This window comes from Pedobacter sp. SAFR-022 (assembly GCF_051965375.1).
Classification (GTDB): Bacteria; Bacteroidota; Bacteroidia; order Sphingobacteriales; family Sphingobacteriaceae; genus Pedobacter.
This window is the reverse complement of sequence record NZ_JBQCME010000003.1, coordinates 331447-356991: the sequence shown is the minus strand read 5'-3', so window position 1 is coordinate 356991 and position 25545 is coordinate 331447. Positions and strand designations below refer to the sequence as shown.

22 protein-coding genes are annotated in these 25545 nt (G+C 46.0%); 8 read left to right on the top strand and 14 right to left on the bottom strand.

Annotated features, from left to right (window positions below; all coding sequences use genetic code 11):
- Nucleotides 1-139: 139 nt before the first annotated feature.
- The 3 genes from ACTHQF_RS09985 to ACTHQF_RS09975 all read right to left on the bottom strand — a co-directional run bounded on the left by ACTHQF_RS09985 (nucleotide 140) and on the right by ACTHQF_RS09975 (nucleotide 2598).
- Complete coding sequence (locus tag ACTHQF_RS09985) at nucleotides 140-838, bottom strand: zinc metallopeptidase (RefSeq protein WP_440430045.1); 699 nt, start codon at nucleotides 836-838, stop codon at nucleotides 140-142.
- A gap of 137 nt (nucleotides 839-975) precedes the next feature.
- On the bottom strand, nucleotides 976-1449 hold the full coding sequence (locus tag ACTHQF_RS09980; RefSeq protein ID WP_440430044.1) for a hypothetical protein: 474 nt from the start codon (nucleotides 1447-1449) through the stop codon (nucleotides 976-978).
- Between the two features lie 24 nt (nucleotides 1450-1473).
- Nucleotides 1474-2598, bottom strand: a complete 1125-nt coding sequence (locus ACTHQF_RS09975) for a carbohydrate-binding family 9-like protein (RefSeq protein WP_440430042.1) — start codon at nucleotides 2596-2598, stop codon at nucleotides 1474-1476.
- Between the two features lie 183 nt (nucleotides 2599-2781).
- Here ACTHQF_RS09975 and ACTHQF_RS09970 point away from each other — a divergent pair, with 183 nt between their 5' ends.
- A complete protein-coding gene (locus tag ACTHQF_RS09970) occupies nucleotides 2782-3825 on the top strand; it encodes a Gfo/Idh/MocA family protein (protein ID WP_440430041.1) in 1044 nt (347 codons plus the stop codon).
- Nucleotides 3826-3851: 26 nt separating this feature from the next.
- On the opposite strand, the gene ACTHQF_RS09965 is transcribed toward ACTHQF_RS09970, so the two are convergent.
- Entirely contained in the window at nucleotides 3852-4079 is a 228-nt protein-coding gene (locus tag ACTHQF_RS09965) for a hypothetical protein (RefSeq protein ID WP_440430040.1), read from the bottom strand.
- A gap of 356 nt (nucleotides 4080-4435) precedes the next feature.
- Here ACTHQF_RS09965 and ACTHQF_RS09960 point away from each other — a divergent pair, with 356 nt between their 5' ends.
- From ACTHQF_RS09960 to selD, 6 genes are all read left to right on the top strand, one after another.
- Nucleotides 4436-4822 (top strand): SPW repeat protein, encoded by a 387-nt coding sequence (locus tag ACTHQF_RS09960; protein WP_440430039.1) that lies wholly within the window; start codon nucleotides 4436-4438, stop codon nucleotides 4820-4822.
- Between the two features lie 339 nt (nucleotides 4823-5161).
- Complete coding sequence (locus ACTHQF_RS09955; protein WP_440430038.1) at nucleotides 5162-6112, top strand: CvpA family protein; 951 nt, start codon at nucleotides 5162-5164, stop codon at nucleotides 6110-6112.
- A 184-nt stretch (nucleotides 6113-6296) separates the two neighbouring features.
- The gene (locus tag ACTHQF_RS09950; protein WP_440430036.1) at nucleotides 6297-8036 is read left to right on the top strand and encodes a GMC family oxidoreductase; all 1740 of its coding nucleotides are present in this window, start codon (nucleotides 6297-6299) and stop codon (nucleotides 8034-8036) included.
- A gap of 36 nt (nucleotides 8037-8072) precedes the next feature.
- Entirely contained in the window at nucleotides 8073-8699 is a 627-nt protein-coding gene (locus ACTHQF_RS09945) for a gluconate 2-dehydrogenase subunit 3 family protein (RefSeq protein WP_440430035.1), read from the top strand.
- A gap of 37 nt (nucleotides 8700-8736) precedes the next feature.
- The gene (gene mnmH, locus ACTHQF_RS09940; protein WP_440430034.1) at nucleotides 8737-9771 is read left to right on the top strand and encodes a tRNA 2-selenouridine(34) synthase MnmH; all 1035 of its coding nucleotides are present in this window, start codon (nucleotides 8737-8739) and stop codon (nucleotides 9769-9771) included.
- Nucleotides 9772-9774: 3 nt separating this feature from the next.
- Nucleotides 9775-10815 (top strand): selenide, water dikinase SelD, encoded by a 1041-nt coding sequence (gene selD / locus ACTHQF_RS09935; RefSeq protein ID WP_440430033.1) that lies wholly within the window; start codon nucleotides 9775-9777, stop codon nucleotides 10813-10815.
- Nucleotides 10816-10821: 6 nt separating this feature from the next.
- On the opposite strand, the gene ACTHQF_RS09930 is transcribed toward selD, so the two are convergent.
- The 6 genes from ACTHQF_RS09930 to ACTHQF_RS09905 form a co-directional block, all read right to left on the bottom strand.
- Nucleotides 10822-13056 (bottom strand): xanthine dehydrogenase family protein molybdopterin-binding subunit, encoded by a 2235-nt coding sequence (locus tag ACTHQF_RS09930; RefSeq protein ID WP_440430032.1) that lies wholly within the window; start codon nucleotides 13054-13056, stop codon nucleotides 10822-10824.
- Between the two features lie 24 nt (nucleotides 13057-13080).
- Nucleotides 13081-14058 (bottom strand): FAD binding domain-containing protein, encoded by a 978-nt coding sequence (locus ACTHQF_RS09925; RefSeq protein WP_440430031.1) that lies wholly within the window; start codon nucleotides 14056-14058, stop codon nucleotides 13081-13083.
- On the bottom strand, nucleotides 14055-14669 hold the full coding sequence (locus ACTHQF_RS09920) for a (2Fe-2S)-binding protein (RefSeq protein WP_440430030.1): 615 nt from the start codon (nucleotides 14667-14669) through the stop codon (nucleotides 14055-14057). Before ACTHQF_RS09920 ends, ACTHQF_RS09925 begins: the two co-directional genes overlap by 4 nt.
- Nucleotides 14670-14759: 90 nt before the next feature.
- Nucleotides 14760-15494, bottom strand: coding sequence for an FRG domain-containing protein (locus ACTHQF_RS09915; protein WP_440430029.1), 735 nt, complete (start codon nucleotides 15492-15494; stop codon nucleotides 14760-14762).
- Between the two features lie 12 nt (nucleotides 15495-15506).
- On the bottom strand, nucleotides 15507-16685 hold the full coding sequence (gene pncB / locus ACTHQF_RS09910) for a nicotinate phosphoribosyltransferase (RefSeq protein ID WP_440430028.1): 1179 nt from the start codon (nucleotides 16683-16685) through the stop codon (nucleotides 15507-15509).
- Between the two features lie 19 nt (nucleotides 16686-16704).
- Nucleotides 16705-18264: a protein adenylyltransferase SelO gene (locus tag ACTHQF_RS09905; protein WP_440430027.1), complete on the bottom strand. Its 1560-nt coding sequence runs from the start codon at nucleotides 18262-18264 to the stop codon at nucleotides 16705-16707.
- 513 nt (nucleotides 18265-18777) lie between these two features.
- On the opposite strand from ACTHQF_RS09905, the gene ACTHQF_RS09900 reads away from it, so the two are divergent.
- The gene (locus ACTHQF_RS09900; protein WP_440430026.1) at nucleotides 18778-20634 is read left to right on the top strand and encodes an LTA synthase family protein; all 1857 of its coding nucleotides are present in this window, start codon (nucleotides 18778-18780) and stop codon (nucleotides 20632-20634) included.
- Here the strand turns inward: ACTHQF_RS09900 and ACTHQF_RS09895 are convergent.
- The 4 genes from ACTHQF_RS09895 to ACTHQF_RS09880 form a co-directional block, all read right to left on the bottom strand.
- Entirely contained in the window at nucleotides 20631-21419 is a 789-nt protein-coding gene (locus tag ACTHQF_RS09895) for an OBAP family protein (RefSeq protein ID WP_440430024.1), read from the bottom strand. The two genes, ACTHQF_RS09900 and ACTHQF_RS09895, sit on opposite strands and share 4 nt — an antisense overlap.
- Before the next feature lie 65 nt (nucleotides 21420-21484).
- Entirely contained in the window at nucleotides 21485-23083 is a 1599-nt protein-coding gene (locus ACTHQF_RS09890; protein WP_440430022.1) for an MFS transporter, read from the bottom strand.
- Between the two features lies 1 nt (nucleotide 23084).
- A complete protein-coding gene (locus ACTHQF_RS09885; protein WP_440430021.1) occupies nucleotides 23085-24146 on the bottom strand; it encodes an HlyD family secretion protein in 1062 nt (353 codons plus the stop codon).
- 2 nt (nucleotides 24147-24148) lie between these two features.
- Nucleotides 24149-25492: a TolC family protein gene (locus ACTHQF_RS09880; RefSeq protein WP_440430020.1), complete on the bottom strand. Its 1344-nt coding sequence runs from the start codon at nucleotides 25490-25492 to the stop codon at nucleotides 24149-24151.
- Between the last annotated feature and the right edge of the window lie 53 nt (nucleotides 25493-25545).

The following is a 25545-nucleotide window of genomic DNA, read 5'->3' as shown; positions in this document are numbered from 1 at the left end:
TGCATTGGTTTATTAGGTTAGCACTTAAAAATAGTTAAAAATATTTGATACAAGCAAATGCCAGCCATAGAATGAAAAAAGCGGATCCATGATCCGCTTTTTTCATTCTAAAGTATTCACCCTGCTCTGCAGTCCGAGATTAATCCCGGTCTCGTGCGTTTAAAAACAAGAGAATGTAATACAACAGTGTTGCTACGGAACTTATCGCTGCAACAAGGTATGTCCTTGCCGCCCACTTCAAAGCATCAGCAGCTTTATCATGTTCTGCCGCAGTGGTCATGCCGTTGTTCTCCAACCATGCCAATGCACGGTTACTGGCATCATATTCTACCGGAAGGGTGATCAGGGTAAATAATGTGGTTACCGCAAATAGTACAATTCCAATTAAAAGAATGGTGGGATTGGAACGGCCGAACATCAGGCCGAGACCCGCCAGTATTACCCATTGTGACAGCTGTGAACTAATGTTCACCACTGGCACGATTGCGCTTCTGAATTGCAACATGCTGTACGCCGTGGCATGTTGTACGGCATGGCCGCACTCATGAGCCGCCACTGCAGCTGCCGATACACTTCGCCCGGCATATACATCGGGGCTTAAGTTCACCGTTTTATTCGCAGGATTGTAGTGGTCTGTTAGTTCGCCAGGTGTAGACAGTACCCGTACATCATATATGCCATTATCATGAAGCATTTTCTCGGCAATTTCACGGCCACTTAGACCGTTTCGTAAGCCGATCTGGCTGTATTCGGTAAATTTGCTTTTCAGCCTGTTGCTGACAATCATGCCCACCAGGAACATGATGCCGGCAATAAGATAATATCCCATAAGTCCCATATCTCTATCTTTATTTGTGTGTGTTTAAAGTCTATATCTAAGCGACATTGCTTTTTTGTTGTGGATCAAAAATGGTGCAAAGCCAGCATAGATGTCAAAATTTCAGAAAAGATCAACCAAGCATGGCAATTTTACATCTAAAGGTTATGCTGCCTGAGAAATTTAACGATCCTTATGCGGTTATACTGCTGCAGCAAGATGGGATAAACGTTATAGATAATGTTGCAAATGAAGATGGTAAAGGCCAGTATATACTGTTCGTTATAACATGCATACACGCTGCTGGCCTGGAAGAAAATCAAACAGCAGAAATGATAACGTTCAAACATCTGGGTCTTTTTAAGGTAGTTTTTAATACCAATGCCATTACCCGCCTGGAAGTCTCCGTCTTGCGCAAACCTGCGAATAAATTTGACACCCAATCGCCGGTAAACCCGTTGATTTTTACTAACGTCTAACTTTCGGTAGATGGCTTCCGGGAAAAAGCAGCTAGCGACGCTGAGCAGTAATAAAACATAGAATGGCCAGTGTATGCCCTGCAGGAACCAGAAGTAACCTACCGGGAAAAATCCAACTATAGTCCAGCCGACATTTAAAAGTTGATTTACCATCCTTGTAATTTGATGTATTTAAATTTACAGCATTTTTAGCATTCCATCCTGATTTATGCTTAGGGTTTTGTTTCCGGATTTTATCAGCAGTAGGAATTGCCTTCGGCCGCCTTCCATCGAAAGACTAAAGGTTTTTCCTTGGATCTGATAGGTACTGGAGAGCCCCAGTTCGCTCAGGTTCTCGGTATAGCGGCCATTCTTTTTCAAATGATCAACCTGCTTGTAATAGCCGAGCCAAAGATATTTTTTGAGCTGTTCATCAAAGGGCAGCTGCTTAACAGCGTTAGTGCCTGTTCCGAAGTGCAGATAACCCCAGCGTTCAGGGAGGTGCATGTTAATGACCCCTTGTGGTGACCAAACCCAGTTATGTTCGGGGCGTGTTTTCCCATTAGCATCTTTCTTTTTTAGGTATTTGCCTGCGACCACTTCTGTGTCCCATTCTACTCTGGAGAAGTTTATGCGCCAGATATCTCCTGGTTTTGGCGTTTTAATTTGGTCGCCGATTTGCAGTGCCCGATAAGGAATTGCCATTTCTACCGTCCATCCTTTATCAACATCACCAGCATTATTGATTGTTCCATCCACTTTCACCGCGGTTTTCATTCCTTTGGCTTCCCAGTTAAATAGCGCATGGCCCATGTTCCGGTAAGGCTTGGCTAAGAAGAGGTCCCAGGTGGTGTTTAAGGCATTGAGTTCAATTTCAAAGTAGTTCTGGCTGTCGCCGTCTGGATCTATAAAAACCTCAAAATCATTGTCATAGAAGATGATGTCGTCGTGTTCCTTCATATTCGCCCATACATGTGGTTCATCAAGTGTTGCAGCAATATAAAGGAATTCTTTGTCCCAGATCATCTTACACCTGGTCATCAGCGCTGCTGCTGGTTTTTTCGCGCCTTCGATGTCAACAAAGGCACTGCTCCAGGGGATGTCTTTCCAGACTTCATCTGTTAAATCACCGTCGATCTCCGGCTTTGTTTCAATTAGTTTCGCCTGGTAGTGGTTTGGAGGCGTAAAGAGATGTTCATAACCTTTAAATGGATCAGCTTGTTTAACCTGGGCATGGCTCGAACCAGCAGACAGCAGGCATAAGCATAGGTAGGGTAAAAGGTGTGTCGCGGTGGGTTTAGGTCTTAAAAAATTGGGGATCATCAGTATAAAATATTTCTTCCGTAAGCTTACATATTTTTAGCTATAGAACAAAACAAGCCTGGATTAAAGCAAAGTTAATGCGCCGGATTTACTAAATTGCTGGAATAAACCAGTATTATGAGATTAGGTAAGGTACGATCAGGATTAGCGGCAATTTGCTGCTTACTATTAATTTGCTTCACAATGAATGTGCATGGACAAAACAAACTCAATGTTGTAGTTGCAGGATTAAACCACGACCACGTGTACCTGATCATGAACAGTTTTGAAAAGGGGGAAGTGAATATTCTAGGGATTGCTGAATCCGATGCTAACCTGATCAACAGGTTTAAAACCAGGTACAAACTTCATGATTCATTGTTTAGTGCAGATCTTTCCTTGCTTCTTAAAAGCCGCAAACCTGAGATCGTTCTAGCGTATAACGCCATTAACGACCATCTTGCGGTAGTTGAAGCGGCAGCGCCTCTTGGAATTTCGGTAATGGTGGAAAAGCCACTTGCAACAACTGTGAAAGATGCTGAGCGCATGGCTGCACTGGCCAGACGCCATAGTATTCAGTTGCTTACCAATTATGAAACGACCTGGTATTCCAGCAATCAGGAAGCTTATAAACGAATCAAAGAAGATCGAGAAATCGGATCAATCCGCAAAATGGTCGTTCATGATGGCCATCAGGGACCCAAAGAAATCAACGTGAGCAAGGAGTTTCTGAGTTGGCTCACCGATCCGGTTAAAAACGGTGGAGGTGCGATCGTCGATTTCGGCTGTTATGGCGCAAATCTAATGACCTGGCTAATGGATGGTCAGGCGCCGATAGCGGTAACAGCTATCACGCGCCAGATTAAGAAAGAAGTTTATCCAAACGTTGACGACGACGCGACCATTCTGCTCGAATACCCAGGTGCAACCGGTATCATCGAAGCCTCCTGGAACTGGCCTTTCGCAATAAAAGACATGGAAGTATTCGGTGAAACCGGTTACATACAGGCCGTAGATCCGCAAACATTGCGGATTAAGGAAAAGGAACAAGCACCGTACAGCATCAAGACTGCGGAGCCGTTGCCCGAGACATTCCGTAATCATCTTAACTACCTTAAAGCCTTGCTCAATAAACAGATCACTGCCAAAGACGATCTCTCCTCGCTTGAAAATAACCTGATCGTAGTCAGAATTCTGGAGGCTGCAAAAGCGTCTGCAAAAAGCGGTAAGCGGGTGTCCTTAAAATGAGCAATTTCTAAACAGTCGGGCCGGGCCTAACTGTTTAGAAATTCATAGTCAAAAATATAATTATCGATGTTATCACGATGGTCCCTATAGTCGGGACTTTTATGATCAATCATTTTTTGATCATAATCAACAATGCAGATGACCTCTTTACCTTCCTGTTTCAGGTGGTTGTCGGTATCCATAATCTGGTTGTAACGATGGGAATCAAAGGTTCCATATCCTTGAGCAGGATCAAAATAAACAAGTCTGAACATAATCATAGGTTTTAAACAAAAAATATAGGTTAACCAAATTTAGTTGAACCATAATGAAAATTTTACAAGGAAAACCCCTAAAACACAAAAAAAAGTACCCTTAATACTTTAAGTTTTCCAAGGTTAATAAAATATTAATACCCAGATCTTTATAGCTGGAGGCAATGTCTACAGAACTGCCCGAATCATCGTTGAAAGCTGTTGAGTAACCTACTTATGGTATTTACGAGCGGGACTTAAACAAATACCTGAAAGTGCGGGTAACATCTACGCGATGTTTAATTTTGACCCGCTGTTGCCTGGTTTTTGTTGGTAATTGCCTAATTAACAAGTTTTTAAATTAATGAACTAAGGCTATGAAAATCATTAGTAGAAAAATGCACGGTGCATTAGATTATGGATCAGCGATCTTATTGATCGCAGCACCCTGGCTATTTGCTTTTAGCGATGTGGAACCTGCAAAATCTATCTCCATTGGCGCTGGTATCCTGATCTTTGCGATGTCGCTTATGACAAATTATGAAATAGGGATGGTTAAAGTGATTCCGATGCAGATACATCTTTATGCCGACATCATGCTTGGAATCTTCCTCTTAATTTCTCCCTGGGTATTTGGATTCAGCGGCGAAACCTATCTGTTTCACGTGATCATGGGACTCTTTGCGGTTGCATCCGGAGTGATGACAAACAGCGAAAGTTTACACCATAGATATCAGGAACATCAACACTCCATGGCGAAGTAACATAAGGGAAGCCGGCTTAGCCGGCTTTTTTTATGCCTATTCTAAAAGCCTTGGATCTGAAGTTTTTCTTCAATTTACGCTTGATCAGTGTCAGGTTATGCGCTGCTGCCTTAATCTTGAAGGCCTGCAATTAAATATTTGTTATTTTAGATGAGCGGCAAGGGGATACGGATTTAAGAAAGTTAATGGTAAGGTCTATGAAAACGCCTGTGATTTTACGCAGGTAATTTGATGTTTAATGCGTAATAGAAAGAATGGTGACAGTATTTTACGTAATTACACAAAACTTATTGCATTATTTCTCAGTGTTTCTCGCCTCAGCCTGGATAAACAAGATTTATGAATTACATCGACCTTCTTTTAATCGTTAGCTTGCTTGTGCCTGTCTATGTTGCTATACAGAAAGGATTTTTGTGGAGCACTGCAGACCTTGTTTGCTGGCTGGCCAGTTTGGTGCTAGCCTTTATTTCAAATGATCTGATAAACACCGGGCTTCAAATGCTCATCGGGTCGGAGGTGGTATGGTCAAGACCTTTCGCATTCATCTTCTCTGCGATCCTGTTTAAATTCATCCTTGATTCAATCGCTGTTCAGCTTTTCAGATATATACCGGCATCGGTACATACAAACGCCTATAACAGGTTTTTTGGCCTGCTTCCGGGATTGGTGAATGGAAGTTTGTGGGCGGCTTTTTTTGCAACCTTGCTGCTATTGCTTCCATTGAATAGCAGAATTCCCGCGCATGTACAATCAAGCAGGATCGCAGGTCCCTTGGTATCCGAAATCAGTTGGCTGGGACAGAAGCTTACCAGCGTATTTTCTGGTGGGCAGCACTTTATTAAACATCCACCACATGTTGAGGCCGAGGAAACTATTAAATTGCCGTTTAAGGTTACAGATTCAAAGCCTAATGCAGCGCTAGAGGCTGAAATGCTGGTGCTGATCAACAAAGAGCGTAAGCTGATGGGCCTGCAGCTTTTGAAAGCGGATCCGGAAATGCGGGTAGTTGCCAGAAAGCATTCTATGGACATGTTTTCTAGGGGCTATTTTTCTCATCATAGCCCTGAAGGACTTGACCCTTTCGATCGTATGGCAAAAGAAAATGTGTCCTTTCTTACGGCTGGTGAAAACCTGGCTCTGGCGCAATCCCTGGCGATCGCACATGATGGCCTCATGAAATCACCGGGGCATCGGGCGAACATTTTGAATGGTACTTTCGGCAGGGTAGGCATCGGCATTCAGGATGGTGGGTTCTATGGTTTGATGATCACGCAGAACTTTAGGAATTAGCTTGTGCAATGCTACTGCGCTAGCGAAGCTCAGACATTTGCATTTTACCGGGATTATGCCTCCACTTGCTGCGAAAACGTTTTAGTAAATTCGTATCAATATTGTTGTAATCGCTTCATCGTGTCGATATTATCTTTAAATTACAGCCACAAACCAATGTAAACCTTAAAATACATAGTGTGACATGAAAGATTTTCAAATAAAGAAATCAGACACTGAATACGACGCGATTGTGATTGGGTCTGGTGCCGGCGGAGGGATGGCAGCCTATGTGCTGGCACATGCCGGACAGAAAGTGCTGATGCTTGAAGCGGGTGATCACTTTGATCCGCGTACGGATGCACAACAATTAAAATGGCCATGGGAATCTCCCCGACGTGGTGCGAGTACCACCCGGCCTTTCGGCGACTTCGATGCCTCTTACGGCGGCTGGGTACTGGATGGCGAGCCATATACCCAGAAAGATGATTCGGAATTTGCCTGGTTCAGATCGAGGATGCTCGGCGGACGAACAAATCACTGGGGTCGCATTTCGCTCAGAATGGGTCCGGAGGATTTCCAACCTAAAGATGGCCTGACAGACAGCTGGCCCATCACATATGACGACCTTAAACCTTTTTACGATAAAGTAGACCGCCTCATTGGCGTTTATGGTACGGTAGAGGGTATCGAAAATGAACCTGATGGCATTTTCCTTCCACCGCCGAAACCTAGATTGCACGAATATTTCATTCGCAAAGGCGCAAAGAAAGCCGGCGTGACGGTAATCCCAGGCCGGGGTTCCGTGTTAACGGAAGCACTGCCGGGCAATAAAGATCGCGGTTCATGCTTTTTCTGTGGACAATGCGGCAGGGCCTGTAAGGTCTATGCCGATTTCTCTGCTTCTTCTTGTTTGGTTATCCCGGCAGTAAAGACCGGTAACCTGACTTTGATCACAAATGCAATGGTTCGTGAGGTACTTACCGATAAAAGCGGCTTAGCAACAGGGGTATCTTATGTAAATACCAGAGATATGCAGGAGCACCAGGTTAGGGGTAAAGTTGTGATTCTGGGCGCTAGTGCTTGTGAGTCGGCGAGGTTACTGATGAACTCCAAATCTTCAGCTCACCCGGATGGTATTGCGAATAGCTCTGGTGTTGTTGGTAAATACCTGCATGATTCTACTGGTGCAAGTTTAAGTGGCTTTCTGCCGCAATTGATGGACCGTAAGCGATACAATGAGGATGGGGTAGGTAGTGTACACATCTACTCGCCATGGTGGCTGAACAACAAGAGTCTGGATTTCCCTAGAGGTTATCATATTGAATATGGTGGTGGCATGCACATGCCATCCTATGGCTTCGGCGGAGGTATGCAAGGCATGAACGGACTGGTACCGGGAAGAGACGGGAAGATGAAAGAAGCCGGTGGTTACGGTGCATCATTAAAGGATGACTACAGACGTTTTTACGGCACCGGCGTAGGTATGGCGGGCCGTGGTACCGCTATTGCACGCGAAAGCAATTACTGTGAGATTGATCCAAAAACCGTTGATAAATACGGAATTCCGGTGCTGCGGTTTCATTACAAGTGGGCGCCGGAAGAGGTGAAGCAAGCCAAACACATGCAGGAGACCTTCAAAGAGATTATGCATGGAATGGGTGCGATCATCACCTCTCCACTACCGGGAGCAGACACCAACTACGGCCTGGAAGCGCCAGGAAAGATCATTCACGAAGTGGGTACCGTAAGGATGGGTAACGACCCTAAAAAGTCTGCGCTGAACAAGTACTGCCAGGCGCACGACTGCAAAAACTTGTTTGTGGTTGATGCTGCACCTTTTGTGCAACAAGGAGACAAGAATGCAACCTGGACCATTCTTGCACTTTCCATGCGTACGGCTGAGTATATCCTTGCGCAGAAGAAAAAGTTAAACGTAGGATAGGTTATTTACATTAATGCAGATTTAAATTGTTAAGTCATGAATAGACGTGATTCGCTCAAGGCCCTGGGCCTTACCGCTATAAGCTCTGCCGTTTTGCTGGAAGCCTGTAAGTCTGGCCCGGAAAAAGAGCAAGCTGCCGGAATGGATAGCACCAAACAACCTGGACGGCAGGATTTTGAAATTGAGCGCGACAAGCGCTTACAGGAAGCTAAGTTCTTTAATGAACATGAAATGACCACTATAGGTATCCTGGCGGACATTATCATTCCGAAGGATGAGAAGTCGGGCTCTGCGACAGATGCTAAGGTGCCGGAATTTATAGAATTTATTGTTAAAGATATTCCAAGTTACCAAACGCCAATGCGTGGTGGATTGCGCTGGCTTGATCTGCAATCATTGCAGCGTTTTGAGAAATCATTCGCTGATGCAAGTCCGGAACAACGCATCAACATTGTTGATGATATTGCTTATCCGAACAAGCTTAAACCAGGCATGTTGCAAGGCGCCGGATTCTTCAACCTGATGCGTGACCTGACCGCCTCCGGATTTTTCACCAGCGAGATGGGTGTGAAGGATATCGGCTATGCCGGGAATAAACCCAATCGTTGGGAAGGCGTACCTGCAGATGTGCTGAAGCAGTATGGCCTGGAGGATATGGTTTAGCGATATATTTGCGGTATATTCGAACAAAAGCTGTTGAATGACAAAGGCAATTGATTTCGAGGAATACTTCAAGCTAAATATTCCGCTTCTTGATGTACGGACACCATTGGAATTTGCGCAGGGCCATGTGCCCGGCGCATTCAATTTACCTATTTTCAGCAATGAGGAACGGGTGCAGGTGGGTACAACCTATAAACAGCAAAGTCGGGAGCAAGCGATACTGCTGGGACTCGACCTAACCGGGCCTAAATGGTCGGGATTTATCCGGGAGGCCTTGAAGATCGCACCGGACAAGCGTATTGCAGTACATTGCTGGCGCGGCGGAATGCGTAGCGGCGCAATGGCCTGGGTACTGGACTTGTATGGCTTTGAGGTTTATACGATTGCCGGCGGTTATAAGAGCTATCGCAGGTGGGCACTTGCCCAATTCGAAAAGCCCTTTAATCTGATTGTCCTCGGTGGAATGACCGGCTCGGGTAAGACCCAAATCCTTCGGGAATTGCGGGCAAAGGCTGAGCAGGTTATAGATCTGGAGGATCTGGCACAACACCAGGGCTCGACCTTCGGAACGATGAACAAGCTCATTCAGCCTACACAGGAACAATTTGAGAACAACTTTGCTTTTGAACTCTATCAGCTGGATGCTGCCAAACCCATATGGGTGGAGGATGAAAGCCTCACCATCGGCAAGCGGATCATTCCAGGCGCTTTCTGGAGCAATATGCGCAGTTCCATGCTTATCAACCTTCTCGTTTCTGAGGAGTGCAGACTTGAATTCTTGGTTAAAGAATACGGCTGCCTCGACAAAGACTTTTTGATCGAGTGTACTGAACGCGTGCGGAAGCGGCTTGGCCCCGAACAAACTAAGCACGCCATAGAGGCCATCAGAGAAGATCGGATGGCAGATTTTATCCGACTGCTGCTGGTATACTATGATAAGAACTACCGCAGGGGGCTTGCAAAAAGAAATCCTGAACAACTACATCCATTTGAGCGCAGGGGCGATATACAGACCACTGCAAACGAACTAAAATCCTTTGCTGGGGCGCTTCCACAGCAAAGCCTATCTTAAAACATGGAACTTTCTACAATAAAACTCACACAATATTCCCACGGTGCTGGTTGCGGTTGCAAGATCAGCCCTGCAATTCTGGACAAGATTCTGCATAGTCCGCTCGCTGCAGCACCGGATGCACGCCTGCTGGTAGGTAACGATAAAAGAGATGATGCAGCCGTTCTCGACCTCGGTAATGGGACCGCATTGATTTCAACTACCGACTTCTTCATGCCGATTGTTGATGACCCATTCGATTTTGGGCGTATCGCTTCTGCCAATGCCATCAGCGATGTTTATGCTATGGGCGGAAAGCCGGTTTTAGCGATTGCGATATTGGGTTGGCCGATTGATAAACTGCCACCAGAAGTGGCGCAGAAAGTGCTTGAAGGTGCACGTTCAATTTGCGCTGAAGCAGGAATAACACTGGCCGGGGGTCATAGCATTGACTGTCCTGAACCTGTATTTGGTCTGGCTGTTAATGGCATGGTGAACATCAACCAGTTGAAGCAGAATTCGACCGCAACAGCTGGCTGTAAACTCTACCTTACCAAGGCGCTGGGTGTTGGAATTTTGTCTACCGCCCAGAAGAAGGGTATTCTAAAGGCCGAAGACGCTGCTATCGCTTTGAAGAGCATGGTTACTTTAAATAGCCCCGGGGCGCAGTTTGCAGAACTAGAAGGTGTAAAGGCCATGACTGATGTGACCGGATTTGGTCTGTTAGGCCACCTGTCAGAGATGTGTGCAGGCAGTAATCTGGCTGCGGAGATTGCGTTTGATAAAGTACCAGTAATTGAATCTTTAGGTTTTTATCTGGAACAAAAGTGTTTCCCCGGCGGAACCCAGCGTAACTGGAACAGCTATGGACATAAAATTGGAACGCTTACTGATGAGCAGCGTTATGTGCTGGCGGATCCACAAACAAGTGGCGGGTTACTGGTTGCAGTTACAGAAGAATCATCTGAAGCGTTCGAGCAACTGCTTCGGGACTTAAATTTACCTTCAAATTCTTTTGGGAGATTAAAAGAATTTGAAGGTGGCGATTTGATACAGGTTATTTAACCTGTATCAAATCAGCTTATCTGGTGTGATCGGCAGCTGTCTGATACGCTTTCCAGTAGCATTGAAGATCGCATTCGCGATGGCAGGAGCAACCCCGATGATTGCAATCTCCCCAATACCTTTGGTACCCATCGGGTCTACGATATAATCTGGTTTATCCACAAACTTAACTTCCACGTGCGGTACATCTGCATGAACCGGTACATGGTAATCGGCCAGGTCTTTAGTCATGTATCTGCCAAAGCGATGATCCATGACAGCATCTTCATGTAGCGCCATGCCTATACCTCCAGTTACGCCGCCAATCATCTGGTTGCCTGCAGTTTTCTGATTGATGATCTTTCCGGCATCGGCGCAAGTCACGGCTTTCGTAACTTTAACCCTTCCGGTAACGGAATGTACATGTACCTGAACAAAATGTACTGAATAGGAGTATTTCGAGTATTTCCCGGCTTCTTCTCCCGGCTTAGCTTCTTCGATGAGGTCCAGATCTGCAGATCCACTCTTTTTCATCAGTTCGGCGATGGATGTTTTAGCATTTTTACCTTTAAGTTGCAGGCCGCCGTTTTCAAAGCTTACCTGTTCCAGGGTGGCGCCTTTAAAATCAGGGATATTTTCTGCAGCCAGAGCAACCAGCTTTTCCTTCAATACGTTGCAGACAGCAAGTACCGCTGAGCCGACACTGTTAACCGTAGACGAGCCACCTTGATTACCTGCCGTTGGGAATTGCGAATTGCCCAACTCAAAAGTGATCTGGTCGGCAGGAATACCAATGGCGTCAGTGGCAATCTCGACCATTGCTGTTCCGGTACCTGGACCGATATCGGTTACGGCACTCTGCAGCAGCAGCGCACCGTTCGCGAACAACTTTGCACGCACTTTAGCACTTCTGCGGTTTGCTCCAAATGTACCTACCGCCATGCCATAGCCGATCTTCCAGGGACCATCGCTGAGTGTACCGGCTTTCAAAGGACGTTTGTCCCAGCCAATCGCTTCGGCGCCAAGCTTAAAACACTCTTTCAGATATTTGGACGACCAAGGCATATTCTTTTCAGGATCCTGATCCGTATGATTAAGAATTCTTAATTCCAATGGATCGATATTCAGCTCATAGGCAATTTCATCGATAGCGCTTTCTAATGCGAAAGCACCTGTAGCTTCTCCCGGACCGCGCATCCAGATTGGTGTACTCACATCCATCGGCAATATGCGGTATCTGGTGGTTACATTAGGCGCAGTATACATCATTCGGGTTTGCTGTAATACACTTTCGGTAAATTCTTCATAGCTTGAAGTCTGCCCTATGGAGAAATGGCTGATCCCGACGAGTTTGCCATCCCGGTTTGCACCAATGCCGATGCGCTGATAGGTACGTGGACGATAGCCCACCATGAAGAACATCTGCTCGCGGGTAAGCATCAATTTTACCGGCTTTTTGATCATCTTGGCGGCCATAATTGCTGCGGTCTCATGTGGCCAGTTATGCAGCGCATTTCCAAATGCACCGCCCACAAAAGGCGCAATAACCTTCACATTTTCCGGCGAAAGCTTCCACTCCTTGGCGAAATTCTGCTGGGTGGGCTGTGTACCCTGTACCTTATCATAAAGGGTAAGTTTATCATCTGCTTCCCAATGCGCTACAATGGCCTGCAGCTCCATAGGATTATGCATCTCCGCAGGATGCTCATACTCCATCTCCAGCTTTACCGCTGCAGTTTTATAGCCATCAACTACACCGCGATCATAATCAGCAAGAGCTGATTTAGGGTTCTTCTTTGCAGATTGAGGAAGCACACCTTTATCCAGGTTCTTGTTCAGGTCGGTCAGATGCTCTTCAACCGTGTACTGTGCTTTCACCAGGTGTGCGGCATAGGTAGCACGTTCGAAGGTGTCGGCCACCACCATGGCAATTGGCTGCCCGTTGAAGTAAATTTTATTGTCGTAAAACACCCGGTGCGGCTGTCCACCAGTCGGTGGCTCCGTAGGATGTTCATTGTCCGCGGGGTAACCTGGCGGACGAATGGCATTCTGATATGATATCACGGCGATGACACCCGGCGCATTGGCTGCGGCCTTGGTGTCTAATGATTTGATCCGGCCTTTAGCGATACTGCTGGTTACCAGAACCGCGTATTTGCAGTCTGGCAGAACATATTCAGCGGCATATTTGGCGGCACCTGTTACTTTCAATCTGCCATCCACCCGTTGAAGGGGTTCATCCGCTTTAAATAGTGTATTCATAAGATTATGGTATTTGATGAATGGTTATATGCGGGAAGCAATCTTTAAAGCTTCGACAATTGTATTTGGTGCAAGTTTAAGCTTGAAGTCATTGTCTCCATATCCTTTTGCGCCGCGCATGGCGATTTCGGCAGCTTGGTGGAAGCTCTCGAGGGATGCAGGCTTGCCGGCTAGACTCTGCTCTGCTTCTTTAAGCCTCCATGGTTTATGTGCCACACCACCCATTGCCAGACGCGCTTGCCGGATGTTTTTACCTTCGATTTCCAGCCCTGCCGCAACCGACACCAGTGCGAATGCATAGGAGCTGCGATCCCGCACTTTAAGGTAGTGATTGTGTGTCAGCGTTGAAGCGGGGATACTCACTGCAGTGATAAGTTCGTTCTTGTCCAAAATCGTATCCTTTTCAGGCTGCTCACCTGGTAGCCTATGAAAATCCTGCATCTGTATAATGCGGTCTCCTTTTGGACCGGATACATGCACCGAAGCATCAAGTGCAATCAGGGCGACGTTCATATCGCTTGGGTTTACAGCGATGCAGTGTTCGCTTGCACCGAATATGGCGTGCATACGGTTAAATCCTTTCAGTGCACTACATCCGCTTCCAGGTTCCCGCTTGTTGCAGGGCGTCGCGGTATCATAAAAATAGGGGCAGCGGGTACGCTGCATCAGATTGCCACCAACAGTCGCCATATTGCGGAGCTGTGCAGAAGCACCTGCATTCAGGGCTTGGGAGAGGAGCGGAAAACGCTTCATTACGGTCGACTGCTCAGCGACTGTACTGTTCAGTGCCAGCGCTCCAATGCTTAAACGCTTGTTTTCCTCTTTAATCTCCCGTAACGGCAGTTTGTTGATATCGACCAAACGTTCGGGTGTCATCACATGACGCTTCATCAAGTCGAGTAAGTTGGTGCCTCCGGCAATGAATTTAGCAGTAGGCTCCTGAGCGATTGCGCTCAGTGCAGCTTTCTGGCTGACCGACCGGATATACTGGAATTGCTTCATACGTTTTTGCCTCCTTTCTTAACCTCCTGAATGGCGGCGACGATGTTAGGGTAGGCGCCACAGCGACAGATGTTACCACTCATGAATTCCCGTATTTCATCTTCATTATCAGCATGTCCTTCACGGATGCAGGCTACCGCAGACATGATCTGGCCAGGGGTGCAATAGCCGCATTGAAAGCCATCGTGTTTAAGAAATGCAGCTTGCATCGGGTGAAGTTGCTCACCTGTTGCTAAACCCTCTATCGTGGTGACCTTCTTTCCATCATTCATTACGGCTAAGGTAAGACAGGAATTTACACGTTGTCCGTCAACGTGTACCGTGCAGGCGCCACATTGACCGTAGTCACAGCCTTTCTTAGTACCAGTGAGGTGTAGTCGCTCGCGCAATAGATCAAGCAAGGTAATGCGTGGGTCGATCTTTAAGTTGTGTTTGGTGCCGTTGATTTCGATGCTGCAGGGTACGTTTTCAATCGCTTGCGCAATCCGCTCGTCCAGTTGGTTATCAGCAGCCTTAATCGCAGCGGCTGGGGTGAGCGCCACCGCAGTGATCAGGCTCGATTTTTTTAGGAAGTCCCGGCGCGGATTAGGGGTAGCATTTTCCTTTTCCATAGTAAAGTTTTATCTGGTTCTTTTACACTTGAAGATGATTAAATGTTTTTCAATCACCTAAGAAATACATGCTCAATGCATAGTTTGGAATTATTCAAAATAACGCCATTGCAGGTAATTACACAAACCTTCGAGTTCGGGGAATATGGTAAAGGCATTCACGCCGAGGGTATCCAGGTCTGTACGGATCTCGCGAACATGGCCTGCGGGGATTTTCACTTTGATCAGCTTCTGATCAAAGGAATCAATTTCGTTCATATAGCGCATCTGGAGCATCTCATCAGTGGAATGGATGCTGAACACCCCTGACTGGTTATTGATACGTTGCTTGATGATCCTTGGCCTGAAGATCTTGGTTTCTTTTACATCGAAAGGCTTTACTTCGGCGATATTCAGATTAAAATCCTTGGCTTCAGCCATCAGGATCCATACGACAGCATACGGAGGATTTTGCTCTTCATTTGGACCGTAGTTTTCTGCCGTTGCGAACCAAAGTGCGGTAAGGGCGTTGTTTGACCAATCGAGCAATCGCGTTGGGAGCCCAAAATGTTGACCAAGGGTAAGAAAATCCCAATCATCCATTGGACGATGTTGTTCAATCAACAAAGGATTGGTCCTTTTAAATTCCTGTAGCAGTAAATTCTCCGTTTCCAGGAGATCCCCCTTAGCCTTCAGCCTGCAGATTTTCGGGATCAAGGGATAGTCCAAGGTCTGTCCCCTGAATAGAAAATCAACGGCATGGGTCTGCTCAGCATTTGTTTCCTTACTTTCTTTGATGATCTTCAGATATGCTTCAATGCTGGTAATTTCAATCTCTTTCAGCATAACAGGGCTTAATTAGTGAATACTTAATAGTGTTTTTGCCAAGGCGATGACCTCCTTGCTTCCGGTATATTTACCATGTTCATCGGATAGTTTAACGACTTCCGTCCAGGCGCCATCTTTAGGAAGCGCTGCAGTCATCTTGATCACGATGTTCATTGGTGTTAGTCCGACGTCATTGGTCAGGCTTGTGCCAATGCCGAAGGACATGCCTACTTTATCCCGGCAGTAATCGGCAATGGCTGCAACTTTATCATAGTTGAGTGAGTCGGAGAAAATGATGGTTTTGCTCCTTGGGTCGATGCCCATTTTCTGGTAATGGGCTACTACTTTATCGGCAAACTCCAGCGGGTCTCCACTGTCATGTCGTACACCATCAAACAATTTGGAGAACATTTTGTCGAACTGGCTAAAGAAAACTTCAGTTGTATAGGTATCAGAAAGTGCAATTCCGAGGTCGCCACGATAAACATCAACCCAGTGTTCCAGACCCATGGCATTTGCCATTTTAAAACCATAGCGTGCCGCATGGAACATGAACCACTCATGGGCATGTGTCCCGATAGGTTTAGTGTTGTGTAACATTGCAAGATGGACATTGCTAGTCCCTATGAACGAACCTTGTCCGAACTCTGACAGCGCCTGTAGCACTAAGCGATGCACCGCATAGGAGTGACGCCTTCTTGTGCCAAAGTCGGCCACGGTTACACCAAGCTTTTTATAGTTTTCGATTTTCTCCCTTGTACGACTGACCACTTCTTCGTCGGGAACACGCTGCAGATCAGTCATGCGGTAGTACAATTCACAAATCAAGGACATCAATGGCACCTCCCAAAGAATGGTCCTGTACCAGTTACCTTCAATATTAACCTCGAGCGTACCTCCAGATTGTTTTATGTGTACTTCTTCCGGGTTATACCGGTAACCCTCCAGAAAGTCCAGGTAAACCGCGTCCAGGTACGGGCAGGTAACCTGAAGGAAATGCTTTTCCTGTCGACTTAACTTTAGCTTAGCCATTTGGTCAACCGCTTCACGAAGTACTGTTGCAAACCCCTCCGGGAAGACGTGATTGCCGCGATTGATAAAACCATACTTTGCTTTCGCATCCGGAAAAAGTCGTACCACGCCCTGTTGCATGGTGAATTTATAGAAGTCGTTATCTAAAATCGAACTGAAGGAAAAATCTTGTTTCAAGTGCATTATGATTAATTGATTATGAACTGCAAGACAACATGGAACACCCTGGCTGTTCGTTAGCCCATGTTGGTCGGATCTTAAAGAACTGGTCTGCCTGAGTAGAATAAGGATCTTTGATTGCCTGTTGCAGGCTGTGGAACAGCTTGTCATCGCCTTTCTCAAGGTCCGTAATGGCCATATGCAGTAGATAGTTCCGCAGTATGAAGCGAGGGTTTGCTGCTTTCATCTTTTCGATCCGCGCTTCATCAGATATGCTATTGGTGCTGATCCGTGCCTGGTATAAAGAAATAAACTGCTGAAAGCCATCGCGTTCTGCAGGAAATAATTCTTCCTGATAGAAGGCAGCCTGAAAATGCGCTATCAGTGCATCCGTGTCCGTCATATCCGGTGGCAGGCTAATCAATAGCTGATAGAAGATCGTCATATCCGGTTGGATCGAGATCAGCATTTTTTCGAGTTCCTGCAGCAGGGTATGGTCTTCAGGCACAAGTTCATCCAAACCAAGCTTTCTGGACATCATTAAACTGTATTTGGACCAGAAAATATCTTCGTAAGCTTCAATTACCGCTACCAATTTTTGAGTGTCTTCTACGATTGGCGCGATGGCGTTTGCCAGACAACCCAAATTCCAGTAGGCGATTGATGCTTGTTTGCCAAAAGCATACCTTCTTCCAGGAAGGTCTGTGGTATTCGGGGTGAAGTTCGGATCGTAGTTGTCCACAAATCCATATGGCCCATAGTCTATAGTGAGGCCCAGGATAGACATGTTATCGGTGTTCATAACACCATGGACAAATCCTACCCGCATCCATTCAACAATCATACTTGCCGTACGATCCACAACCTCCGCCATCCAGTCCAATATGTTGTTTTCACCGCTTAGGTGAGGATAGTAGTTTGAAATTGTCCAGTCTGTTAGGGCTTTCAACTGATCCAGTTCCTGCCTTGCGGCAAGCATTTCGAAGTTCCCAAATCGCAGAAAGCTAGGTGCCATCCTTGCAACGATTGCACCGGGCTCATACTGCGGATTCCCATTGTAAAACATGTCACGGACCACTTTGTCGCCGGTAGAAACCAAGCTTAGCGCCCTGGTTGTAGGAACGCCAAGGTGAAACATCGCCTCGCTCATCAAAAACTCTCTCACAGAAGAACGAAGCACTGCTCTTCCATCAGCACGACGCGAGTAAGCCGTTGGTCCGGCACCTTTCAGCTGTAGCTCCCAACTTTTACCATCAGGACTTTCCCATTCACCAAGAGTGATTGCTCGTCCATCGCCGAGTTGTCCAGCCCAGTTGCCAAATTGATGACCAGCATAGCAAGCAGCATAGGAATGCATGGAAGGTGTAGTCAGGTTTCCGCCAAGGATAGCAACATCTTGCTCATCGGGTTCTGCTATGCCCAGCTCAGCAGCAAGTTCGGTCGACCACCCAATCAACTGGGGCTGTGCTACTGCAGTGGGCTTTGTACTGCTGTAGAGCTGGCCAGGTGTTTGCCGCGGTTTGGTACTTCCGGAATGATCACCGGGAAATTGCTCGGTAAATCTGTTCTTGAATATTTTTAAGTGGAGATGTTCCATGGGCTATTTAAAGGTTAATTTGATCGATATACGAACATATGGGTAACAGGTATCTTCCAGCTATGTTCTTAATATTTTACGTTTCATGAAGCAGAACATGAAAGAGAATTTACCATTGAAACTATTTGTTTCCCATGACATTCAATTATTAGCTACACTTTTATTGCTCCCATTAGAGGCGCTTTCCTGCCGCTTAATTCGGTAAAGCCGCAGGTTAATTCAGTAAAGCCCCAAGCTTAAAAATTGAAGTAAAAAGGTCTTTAAGCTGAAATGAAGCCACAGTTGGCAAAGGTGGTTAAAATAAAATGTGAAGAGATGTGAACTTTTCTCATATTTTCACGTTCTTAATACCTAAGTTCGTTGCCCATTCATTTTTTGTCAGCATTATGGAAATTCTCTTAATTATATTAACGATCCTTGTGATTTTCTCCTGCCTAAGCGCCTGGTTCAATGCCGCCGAATTGGACACGGATGATGAAAATTTCTAAGGAAATTTTCTAGGTTTGCTTCAATATGTTATTGAAGACCGTTTGGACCTTACTCAGGTATTTCTGTTTCTGGCTGATTTTCTTTTTCCTGGAACGCCTGGTATTCATCTTGTACAACCTAAACAAGCTTTCTGCTGAGCCCTTTGCGGAAATTGCTCCTGCATTTAAGTATGGCCTATGGATGGATGCATCCATGGCAGGATATTTATGTGCCATTCCTTTGTTATTCTTCCTGGTAACCTGGTATATCCCTAAACTGCGACTATCAACCCGCTTTTTGAAGTATTACACCTGGACATTCCTGGTGATTTGTTCATTATTGACGGTTGTTAATTTCAACATCTATCGTGAATGGGGTACTAAGGTGAATTATCGTGCCTTTGAATTTGCGATAAATTCTCCAGCAGAGGCCATGGCCAGCAGTGGCTCCTCTCCATTATTTCTGAGCTTTTTGATACTCGTTGCGTTAATAGCTGCCGGAGTTTTACTCTCCACAAAGGTGATAGGCTGGACGATTAACAGAAAAGGGCATATGTTTGGCAAGGCGCTAATCACCTTATTGCTCATCGGCCTAACGGTCATAGCCATTCGGGGTGGCCTGCAGGATGCGCCAATGAATGAAAGCATGGCTTACTACTCCAGCAACCAAACCTTGAATATTGCGGCTGTAAATACAGAATGGGGATTAGCCACCGATATTAAGAACGCGAAGTACAACACCAAAAATCCTTTTAGATACTTTGAGGCTGAAGTAGCCCGGGAGAACGTCAAGCAGTATTATCATAAACCGGATAGTGCCGGCATGAAGATCTTATCTACAGAGAGGCCCAATGTAGTCCTGATCATTATGGAAAGCCATACGGCAAACGTGGTCGAATCATTAGGCGGAGAGCCCGGCATATCCAATGCTATTGAGCGCCTGAAGCAGGAAGGGGTCTTCTTTGATCAGATCTATTCCTCGGCAGGCCGAACAGACAAAGGTGTTGTTTCTATTTTAAGCGCCTTTCCAGCCCAGGCTTCGCGAAGTATTATGAAGGAGAACAGTAAGCAGGCCAGACTACCAGCGCTCAGCCAGGTCTTTCAAAAATACGGCTATTCGACACCCTTTTTCTATGGAGGGGAGTCTCGCTTTGCAAACATGAAGTCTTACCTGTTAAGCCACGACATCAAGAAAATTATCGAAAAAAGCAGCTTCGACAAGAAGTACCTGAATTCTAGCTGGGGTGCATTTGATGGACCAGTTTACCAACGTATGGGGCAGGAGCTTGCCGGGGAGCGGCAACCATTTTTTGCAACAATGCTCACGCTAACCAATCACGAACCTTTCGGATTACCTGTTCCACCGCATTTCAAGGGTGCCAGTAACGAGGATAAATTCCGTAGCACTGCGTTCTATGCTGATTCTTGTCTTGGCGCCTTTGTAGATTTTGCAAAAACGCAACCCTGGTATCCAAAAACCTTGTTTGTGGTAGTAGCTGACCATGGTCATTTTCTGCCGCGCACTGACCTGGAAATATTTGATCCACAGCGTTATCGCATTCCGCTGTTGTTCTTTGGGCCTGCAGTTAAAAAGGAATTCAAGGGCCAGACCATCCACCATATTGGCGGACAGACCGACATCGCAAACACCTTGTTAACACAGCTCGGTATGGATGCAAGTGCTTTTACCTGGAGCAAGGATCTTCTAAATCCCGATACGAAGCAATTTGCCTTCTTCAACTGGGACCATGGCTTTGGATTTATAACGCCAAAAGATACCATTGCGTACGATGCGGTCAGTAATCAGGTTATCGGCAACAACAAAAGCAGCGTTGAAGCCCCTGAAGTTATTGCAGGAAAATCTTTTATGCAGGAAGTTTATCAGCAGTATATGGCGTATTAATGGTGTTGCGGCTGGACCGGCTTCCCCTGATGTTTGTGTACAGCACTATCGGCCTTTTTAGAAATGACAAATTGCCTGATCTCGCCTTTTTCCCAGGCATTTGCCATTGGATCTATCGGTAATGCTTTGATATCTGCCCGATTTTTACGTTTTTCTGCAGTCGACACGTTAAACCGCTTATCCCTGGCATCCACGAGTTCCTTGTTGATCTGACCATCTTTGGTGAATCCCATCATGATCATGGGCGAGCCCACAGGAAGTGTTCGCTCCTGATCCGTATGCCAGGTGTGTATCGTTTTGCCGTAGGTGTTAACCAGCTTTTCCATCAGCTCCTTCTCTGCGACTTCGGGGATGCCCGGCGCGATGAGCGTGCCCGATTTCACCTCGTGAACATGTGAGTGCCATAACTTCTTTTCTTCTTCAGTAAGTGTTTTGAACAACTTTGGCGTGATGATGTACTCTATCCCCATAATCTTGGGACTACCCTCATTTCCGTCGAAGATGATCGCCTGATAAACATCTTCGTTCAACTGGTTCACATAATGATGTGCCTCCATTTGTGCGTTGATATTGCCATTGTAAAAGTGGAAACCATCCAGATAGGCATTGAACTTTTTCAATGGTGATTTATCCTGCATCAGGTCTGCACCAGTGTTCAGAACCTTATCCTTTGATGATTTTTCGTCACCTGGCGCGGTAACGTTAGATGGCGTATTGCCACCACCACAAGCAGCTAATCCGATTGCAAAAATCGAACTGTAAATTAGTGTTTTCTGTATTTTCATAGCAGGCTGTTTTATCGGCGTTATACAAGCATAAAACTGCTGGCTTAGAAAATAGTTTGTGTAAATTAAAAAGAGGCGGGAGCGGGTTGATTGGATTTTACGTTTACTATGGTACGGTTTAGATAAGGATAGATCGCGATCAGTAAAATGATTACCAGGATACACCAACTGATCAGTTCGTAATAATCCATGGCATATCGAAGCTGACTTTGAACTTTCATGGTCCTGCTTAGCATGGCATTGGCGAGTTTATTTGCCTGTTCAGGATCTATCCCTTTCGCTAGAAAAGCCTGTTTATACCCAGCCAGTTTCTGCAGGGCTGCGGGATCTAATGCGCTGACATGCTGACTAAACCGATCCAGATGCACGCTTTGTTTCAGCAGGCCATAATAATTAATGATTGCAATGCTGCAACAAAAACCGAGGTATCTAAAAAAAACGCCTGACGCAGAAGCCATGCCGCCGAGATGCGCAGGTACTGTCGATACCATATACAAGATCAGTGGTGCCATCAACGTACCGGCACCGAGGCCTTGTATAAACAATGGAAGCAAGTAGGACCAGTCATTCGCCTGTATGGTGAAAGACACTCGCATCCAAAGATGAAAAATTAACAGAAAGCCAAATCCTGCAATCCATATAAAGCGCATCGGCTTCTTCAGCACCACTAGACGTGAGGTGACAAAAGCGCTTAAGATAATACCAAGAGAATTCGCCAGTAACATATATGCCACATGAATGGGATCCATACCCATCACCGTAGCAAAATAGCTGTTTGTCACGTTTATTGTTCCTCTGCAGATATAGAGTATAAAGATCAGGATTGCGCCGACCTTGAAGTTCCGGTAATTAAATACCTCCAGGCTCATGTACGGTCGTTTTAAATGGCACTGTCGTAACAGGTGTAAAACAAGGGAAACTACCACGCCGCCCGTGGCCAGGGAAATTCGCTTATCCTCAAACCAGTAGTATTGTTGTCCATAGATCAGGATGTATCCAATAAGCAGCAGCAAGGCTGCATAGATCACGAAACTTGGCCAATCAAGCTTGTACAAATGTGATTTATTGCTGAGTCTTACATTTTTAAGAATGCTATACAACAAGATTGTGCCTGGGATAAACAGGAACATGATGCCTTTGTACAGGATGTTGAAGTCAAAGCTCTCCAAGACCGGTGAGGTCAGCATCATGCTGATCTGTGATACACAAAGCAACATGCCATAGAACACCGAGTAGCCAATTTCCCTGGCTCGTTCCCCCTTAAGTTGCCTGAAAACCAGGGTAAGACAGATGCTTGTGATCGAACAGTTGGCCATCCCCTGAATGAAGCGGAAGATAAATAGTGTGTGAAGGTTCTGGGTGATATAGCAGATGTAACTGGCTGCAACCTGGATGATGGCGCCCAACAAAAGATATTCTTTTACGGCGATGTAATTGAAAAACCGGCGCTCTAGCGCAAAGAAGCTTGTTACTGCAGCATAAAAGACAATCATCGAGTATTGAACATCTGCTGGTTCAAACCCATAAAATCCAGCTGCGGCATTGCTGTTGGCACTCGAGAGCCCAAACAGCCCCATACTTGGCAGGATCACCATGAATAATGTGATCTTGGTCAGCCAACCAGGTACCCAGTCTTTTATTTCTTCTGATGAACCCCTTGCCATATTAATTCTCTTTACGGATCAACACTTCGGCATTCATGCCCGAGCGCAGCACGGCGATCTCAGCCGGCTCATCTACCAGACGGATTCTTACCGGCACACGTTGTACAATCTTCACGAAGTTGCCTGTAGAATTATCCGGTGGCAGCAGCGAGAAACTTGAACCTGTTGCTGGCGATAGTGATTCGATTTTACCCTTGAATATTTTACCGGGGTAGGCATCCGTTTTGATCTCCGCCATTTCGCCTACATGCATGTGGCGCAGCTGTGTTTCTTTGAAGTTTGCCACCACCCACTTGCCGGCTTCCTGATTTACAATGTAGGCCAAGGTTTGTCCAGCCTGAACCATCTGTCCGGGTTGGATGGTTCTCCGTCCCATTTTGCAGTTGTATGGTGCCGTAACCACGGTGTAACCAACATCTAGTTTGTTGCGGTTCAGCATGGCTTCCCGGCGTTTTATCTCCGATTCAGCCACAGCGGTCTGCACTTTCGTGTCTTTCACCTTTAGCTTGTCTGCTTCGTAGTTCTTTAGTGCTGTCTGGTAGTTTGCACGTGCCACTTCAAGGGCGGTTTGTACATTTTCAAGCTGCTGCCTGGTGGCAGATTCCACATCATACAGCTTTTTGTAGCGTGCAAATTCCTGTTCCTCATGGTGTAACTTCGCCTTAGCAGCAATGATCTGCGACTCATTCACCTGCGCACTGCTTGAACTGCTTTCCACATGGCTTTTTAAAACTTCGAGCTGCGCTCTTGCATTGGCGAGTTCCGCCTCGGCTTGCTGCTGTTGTAATTCATATTCACTGTTGTCAATGATCAGCAAGGTATCTCCCATGTTAATGTCCTGATTTTCTTCGAACCGGATCTCCCTGATGAATCCCCCGACTCTGGAAGTGACCGGGTTGATATATTCCTGCACCTGTGCATCATTGGTTTCCTCGTATCGGTAAAGATCCCAAAGGCTAAAAATGCCCCAGATCATTAAAACCAGCAAGATAATTCCGGCAATCCAGGCCGTAACACGGGTGATTAGCTTATCTGTGCGGGAATGGTCAGTATTTGTCGTCATATTTAGAGATTGCCTATAATGTTTTGTAATTGATAGTATTGTAGTTGTGCCGCGATCCGCGCTGCAGCAAGGTCAAACTGCGTCTGGAGTAGCTGTGTGTTGGATTCCAACAGGTCGGTAACCAATGATAATTGGTTGAAGTAGGTATTATTTACAATCCTCGCATTTTCCCGGGCCTGAATGACATTGGTTTCCGCGACCTTGATCCTGTTCAAGGATTCATTGTACCGCAGATAGCCTTCATTTACCCTTTGCCTGATCTGATCCTGGGTATGGTGATGCTCCAGCTCCTGTGTTTTTAGCTCAAGCTGTGCTGCCTTAACCTTGTGTTTGTTGTGATACAAAGCGTCAACGGAAAAGCTGGCCTTGATCCCTGCTGTTCCCAGTCCATATAGGTAGTTGCTATAAGGGTAGAACTGTATCTGTGGATAGGAGTAGGCATAGTTGGCGAAGAGACCTAGTTTTGGGTTAACGTTTGCTTTTACATCTTTTAACTCCAGTTTGCTTAAACGGGTTTCTTCTTCAGAGATCTTGTTCTGATATGATCTGGCCATTGCTTCCCGGAGATATTCCTCATAGTTCTTAACAGGAAGCTCCTGCATAGCCGACAGCTCCACTGGTAAAGTGTGTTGAGCATCAGGTTCTCCCATGAGAATATTTAGTTTCTGACGAGCAATAGCAATGTCATTATTAATCTGTTTAAGGCTGAGGTTTTGTCTGGAAAGCTGTAACTCTGCCCGTAACACATCACTCTTTAGGACAACGCCGTTAATCAGTAGCTGACGGATTTCTTTAAGCTGACGCTCCTGATCTTCAATATTCTTTTCCATCAGTGCCTTGAAAGCAATACTACGTTGTAAATCGAGGTAGTAGGCTGCCGCTTGCAGCTTGATTTCAGAAACCGTTTGGTTCCTCCGTTCCGAATGGATCTCATGCAAAATTTGCTGGCGTGTGATGTTCGTGCCGGTTTTGTGACCGTTGTACAAGTTCAAGTAAGCGTCGCCACCAACTTTATAAAATGTATGTTCCACGGGCAGCAATTCGGGCTTATGCAATAAACCATCGACAAAGAGTGGAAAATTACTGACTTTGCCGTATTCGGCCTCTGTACTAATCTCTGGCAGGCGCTCTGCTTTCGCATCCAGGATCTTTTCAGCGCTGACTGCGACGTCCAAATCCTGCATCTTGATGATCTTATTTTCTGCGGTGGCCTTTTCCCATACCTGGTTGATGGTTAAGGTAATGGCATTATCGGGAGTATGCTGCCCATGAGCTTCTGCAAAGCCAAGAAAGGTTAAAAAACAGGTAAATGCAAAGTACCTGGGGATTGAAAAAATGTTCTTCATAATAACAACACAAAGGTACCGCTATGCCTTTTGCTGCACTTTATGTAATTTGC